The sequence below is a fragment of the Mycobacterium sp. genome, assembly GCF_049280035.1.
Taxonomy (GTDB): domain Bacteria; phylum Actinomycetota; class Actinomycetes; order Mycobacteriales; family Mycobacteriaceae; genus Mycobacterium.
The window spans coordinates 1-3,514 of the sequence record NZ_JBAPPI010000510.1 but is presented as its reverse complement, the minus strand read 5'-3'; the positions used below and the strand labels follow the sequence as shown (position 1 = coordinate 3,514).

Annotated in this window: 5 protein-coding genes; 4 read left to right on the top strand and 1 reads right to left on the bottom strand. The window is 65.7% G+C overall.

The features are described from left to right. Positions 1–332, top strand: a 332-nt coding sequence (locus WAN71_RS16540) for a carboxyl transferase domain-containing protein (protein ID WP_422226371.1), incomplete at its 5' end; no start/stop codon positions are given. Here the strand turns inward: WAN71_RS16540 and WAN71_RS16535 are convergent. Continuing rightward, positions 329–685: a winged helix-turn-helix transcriptional regulator gene (locus tag WAN71_RS16535; protein ID WP_422226370.1), complete on the bottom strand. Its 357-nt coding sequence runs from the start codon at positions 683–685 to the stop codon at positions 329–331. The genes WAN71_RS16540 and WAN71_RS16535 overlap by 4 nt on opposite strands. A 38-nt stretch (positions 686–723) precedes the next feature. Between WAN71_RS16535 and WAN71_RS16530 the strand changes: the two genes are divergently transcribed. Genes WAN71_RS16530 through WAN71_RS16520 form a run of 3 tightly spaced genes read left to right on the top strand, consistent with a single transcriptional unit; the run spans position 724 to position 3,414 of the window. Then, positions 724–1,296, top strand: a complete 573-nt coding sequence (locus WAN71_RS16530; protein WP_422226369.1) for a carboxymuconolactone decarboxylase family protein — start codon at positions 724–726, stop codon at positions 1,294–1,296. Between the two features lie 52 nt (positions 1,297–1,348). Further along, positions 1,349–2,059 (top strand): two-component system response regulator PrrA, encoded by a 711-nt coding sequence (prrA, locus tag WAN71_RS16525; protein ID WP_422226368.1) that lies wholly within the window; start codon positions 1,349–1,351, stop codon positions 2,057–2,059. A gap of 11 nt (positions 2,060–2,070) precedes the next feature. Further along, positions 2,071–3,414, top strand: coding sequence for a sensor histidine kinase (locus WAN71_RS16520; RefSeq protein ID WP_422226367.1), 1,344 nt, complete (start codon positions 2,071–2,073; stop codon positions 3,412–3,414). The last annotated feature ends 100 nt before the right edge of the window (positions 3,415–3,514 follow it).

The following is a 3,514-nucleotide window of genomic DNA, read 5'->3' as shown; positions in this document are numbered from 1 at the left end:
TGGCAATGGTGCCGGCCGACCGGGTGCTGGCCGCGTTGCACGGCTGGCTGGCGCCGCTGCCGCCCGAGGGCGCCAGCGCGATCGTCTTCCGCGATACCGCGCACGCCGCGGAACTGTCTGCGGCACAAGGCATCCGATCGGTCGATTTGCTGACGTCCGGCATCGTCGACGTCGTCGTGCCCGAGCATCCGGACGCCGCCGACGAGCCGGTCGAGTTCTGCACCCGGTTATCGGTGGCAATCGCCGCCGAGCTGCACGCGCTTGGCGCGGTGCCCGATGCCGATCGGATGGCGACCCGGTTGCGCCGCTACCGCGACATCGGGCTGCCCTAGCTCTCCGGTAGGCCCAGATAACGCGCTGAATCGACTGCGTCCGCTGCCCAGCGGTGTGCCCAGGTCTGCAGCGGCTCAAGAGCCGTCATCAGCGAAAGACCGTGTGCTGTAAGGAAATAACCAGCGCCTCCGTGATCCACGATGCGCAACTGCCGCAGCTCCTTCAGCCTGGTGTTCAGCGAGCCGGGGTTGGTGTCGCAGGCGGTTTGCAGTGCCCGGAAGGTGAGCGGGCCGTTGCGCAGCTCCCAAAGCAGGCGCAGCGCGCCGCGGCGACCGAGCACGTCGAGTGCCACCATGATCGGCCGCCCCGAGTGCGATCCCCGGGTTGACGATCCGATGCGGGGCGAATTCATGCTTTACATTTTGTAGCATGCGGGCTACTTTCGTCACCATGACACGCTATAAAACTAATAGCGCTCGGATTGTCCCCGCCGCCATGCCGTTGGCCGAGGACATCCAGCAGGCCATCGACACGATCATGCGTGGCCGCCCGCCGCTTGTGTTGTTCACCACGCTGGCGCGGGATCGGCGGCTGTTCTTCAAGTTCTTCAACTCCGGACTGCTCGACCGCGGTCAGCTGAGCATCCGGCAACGCGAGATCGTGATCGACCGGGTGACGGCTTCCTGCGGTGCCGAGTACGAGTGGGGTGTGCACGTCAGCGTCTTCGCCGCCAAAGCCGGCCTGACGGAAGCACAAATCACGTCGTTGACGGTCGGCGGGCCCGACGACGACTGCTGGACCGACGCTGATCGGCTGCTGATCCGGTTGTGTGACAGCCTGCACGGCGACTGCACGGTGGACGATGCGCTCTGGGCAGGGCTTACCAGGCACTATCCCGACGAGGCACTGCTGGAACTGCTCATGCTCGCGGGCAGCTACCGCACCGTCAGCTACCTGGTGAACGCACTGCGGTTACCGCCGGAACCCGGCGCCAGGCGATTCCCGCTATCGCGCTCAAATTGAGCAGGGTGGTTCGAGCGAGGGTTCCCACAGCTAAGGGGGACAATCAGGCATCATGGGCGGCATGGACACTGGTGTGACCTCGCCACGGGTTTTGGTTGTCGACGACGACTCAGACGTGCTCGCCTCGTTGGAGCGCGGATTGCGGTTGTCCGGGTTCGAAGTGTCGACCGCGGTAGACGGCGCCGAGGCATTGCGAAGTGCGACCGAGACCAGGCCGGATGCGATCGTGCTCGACATCAACATGCCGGTGCTGGACGGCGTCAGCGTGGTCACCGCGCTGCGTGCGATGGATAACGACGTGCCGGTCTGTGTGCTGAGTGCCCGCAGTTCGGTCGACGACCGGGTGGCCGGTCTGGAGGCCGGCGCCGACGACTACCTGGTCAAACCGTTCGTGCTGGCTGAGCTGGTGGCGCGGGTGCGAGCGCTGCTGCGTCGCCGCGGATCCACCGTCTCCTCGTCGTCGGAAACCATCACGGTCGGCCCGTTGGAGGTGGACATCCCGGGCCGGCGGGCCCGAGTCAACGGCGTTGACGTCGACCTGACCAAGCGTGAGTTCGACCTGCTCGCAGTGCTGGCCGAGCACAAGACCGCGGTGCTGTCCCGCGCGCAGTTGCTGGAACTGGTGTGGGGTTACGATTTTGCCGCGGATACCAACGTCGTCGACGTGTTCATCGGATACCTGCGGCGCAAGTTGGAAGCCGGCGGCGGCCCGCGGCTGCTGCACACCGTCCGCGGAGTGGGATTCGTACTGCGCATGCAGTGACGGGATTGAGGATGAACTTCTTGTCGAGAATCTTGACCCGTACGCCGTCGCTGCGTGCCCGGGTGGTGGTGGCGACGGCTATCGGGGCGGCGATTCCGGTGCTCATCACCTGTGGTGTCGTGTGGTTCGGCATCACCAACGACCGCAAGGAACGGCTGGACCGGCGCCTGGATGAGGCGGCCGGTTTCGCGATCCCGTTTTTGCCCCGCGGCCTTGGCGAAATTCCCAAGTCCCCCAACGACCAGGATGCGGTCATCACCGTGCGCCGAGGTGATGAAGAGGTCACATCCAACTCGAAAGTCACCTTGCCGGAGTTGCCGGCCGGCTACGCGGACACCTATGTCAACGGGGTGCGCTACCGGGTGCGCACCGTGAATATCCCAGCGCCGCACCCGATGTTGGTTGCGGTGGGCGCAACCTATGACGCCACCATCGCCGACACCAATAACCTGCACCGGCGGGTGATCTTGATCGCCGGATTCTCGATCGCCGCGGCGGCCGTGTTCGCCTGGCTGCTGGCGACTTTCGCGGTGCGACCATTCAAGCGATTGGCCCAACAGACCAGATCCATCGACGCCGGCGACGAGAGACCGCAGATTCAAGTGCGCGGCGCCAGCGAGGCCGTCGAAATCGCCGAGGCCCTGCGCGGGATGTTGCAACGAATCTGGAACGAGCAGCTCCGGACCAAGGAGGCACTGGAATCGGCCCGGGACTTCGCGGCGGTGTCCTCGCACGAGTTGCGAACGCCGCTGACCGCGATGCGGACCAACCTCGAGGTGCTGGCCACCCTGGACCTGCCGGACGAGCAACGCAAAGAAGTGCTCAACGACGTGATCCGAACCCAGTCCCGCATCGAGGCCACGTTGTCCGCGCTGGAGCGGCTGGCCCAGGGTGAGCTGTCGACATCGGAGGATCACGTGCCGGTCGACATCACCGAGTTGCTCGACCGCGCGGCGCACGACGCCATGCGGATCTACCCCGACCTCGACGTGTCGCTGGTGCCGTCGCCGACCTGCATCATCGTCGGTCTACCGGCTGGCCTTCGTCTGGCCGTCGACAATGCGATCGCCAACGCCGTCAAACACGGTGGCGCCACCCGCGTTCAGCTGTCTGCGGTCAGCTCGCGAGCCGGCGTGGAAATCGCCATCGACGACAACGGCAGCGGGATTCCCGAGGAGGAACGCCAGTTGGTGTTCGAGCGGTTCTCCCGTGGATCAACCGCGTCGCATTCCGGCTCCGGCCTGGGTCTGGCATTGGTGGCTCAGCAGGCGCACCTGCATGGCGGTACGGCGTCGCTGCAAACCAGCCCGCTGGGCGGGGTGCGTCTTTTGCTGCGTCTGCCCGGCCCGAGCTGACTTACTCGTCGGCATCCGCCGCCGAAGGCCGCACCGGCACTTCACGTTTGACGCGCCGAATCGTTAGCGCGAACGTCAGCAACAGCCCGAGCAGGAAAGC

Excerpts from the sequence above, each read along its gene's own strand:
- WAN71_RS16535 (WP_422226370.1), bottom strand. The coding sequence starts at position 685 with ATGAATTCGCCCCGCATCGGATCGTCAACCCGGGGATCGCACTCGGGG.
- WAN71_RS16530 (WP_422226369.1), top strand. The coding sequence starts at position 724 with ATGACACGCTATAAAACTAATAGCGCTCGGATTGTCCCCGCCGCCATG.
- prrA (WP_422226368.1), top strand. The coding sequence starts at position 1,349 with ATGGGCGGCATGGACACTGGTGTGACCTCGCCACGGGTTTTGGTTGTC.
- WAN71_RS16520 (WP_422226367.1), top strand. The coding sequence starts at position 2,071 with ATGAACTTCTTGTCGAGAATCTTGACCCGTACGCCGTCGCTGCGTGCC.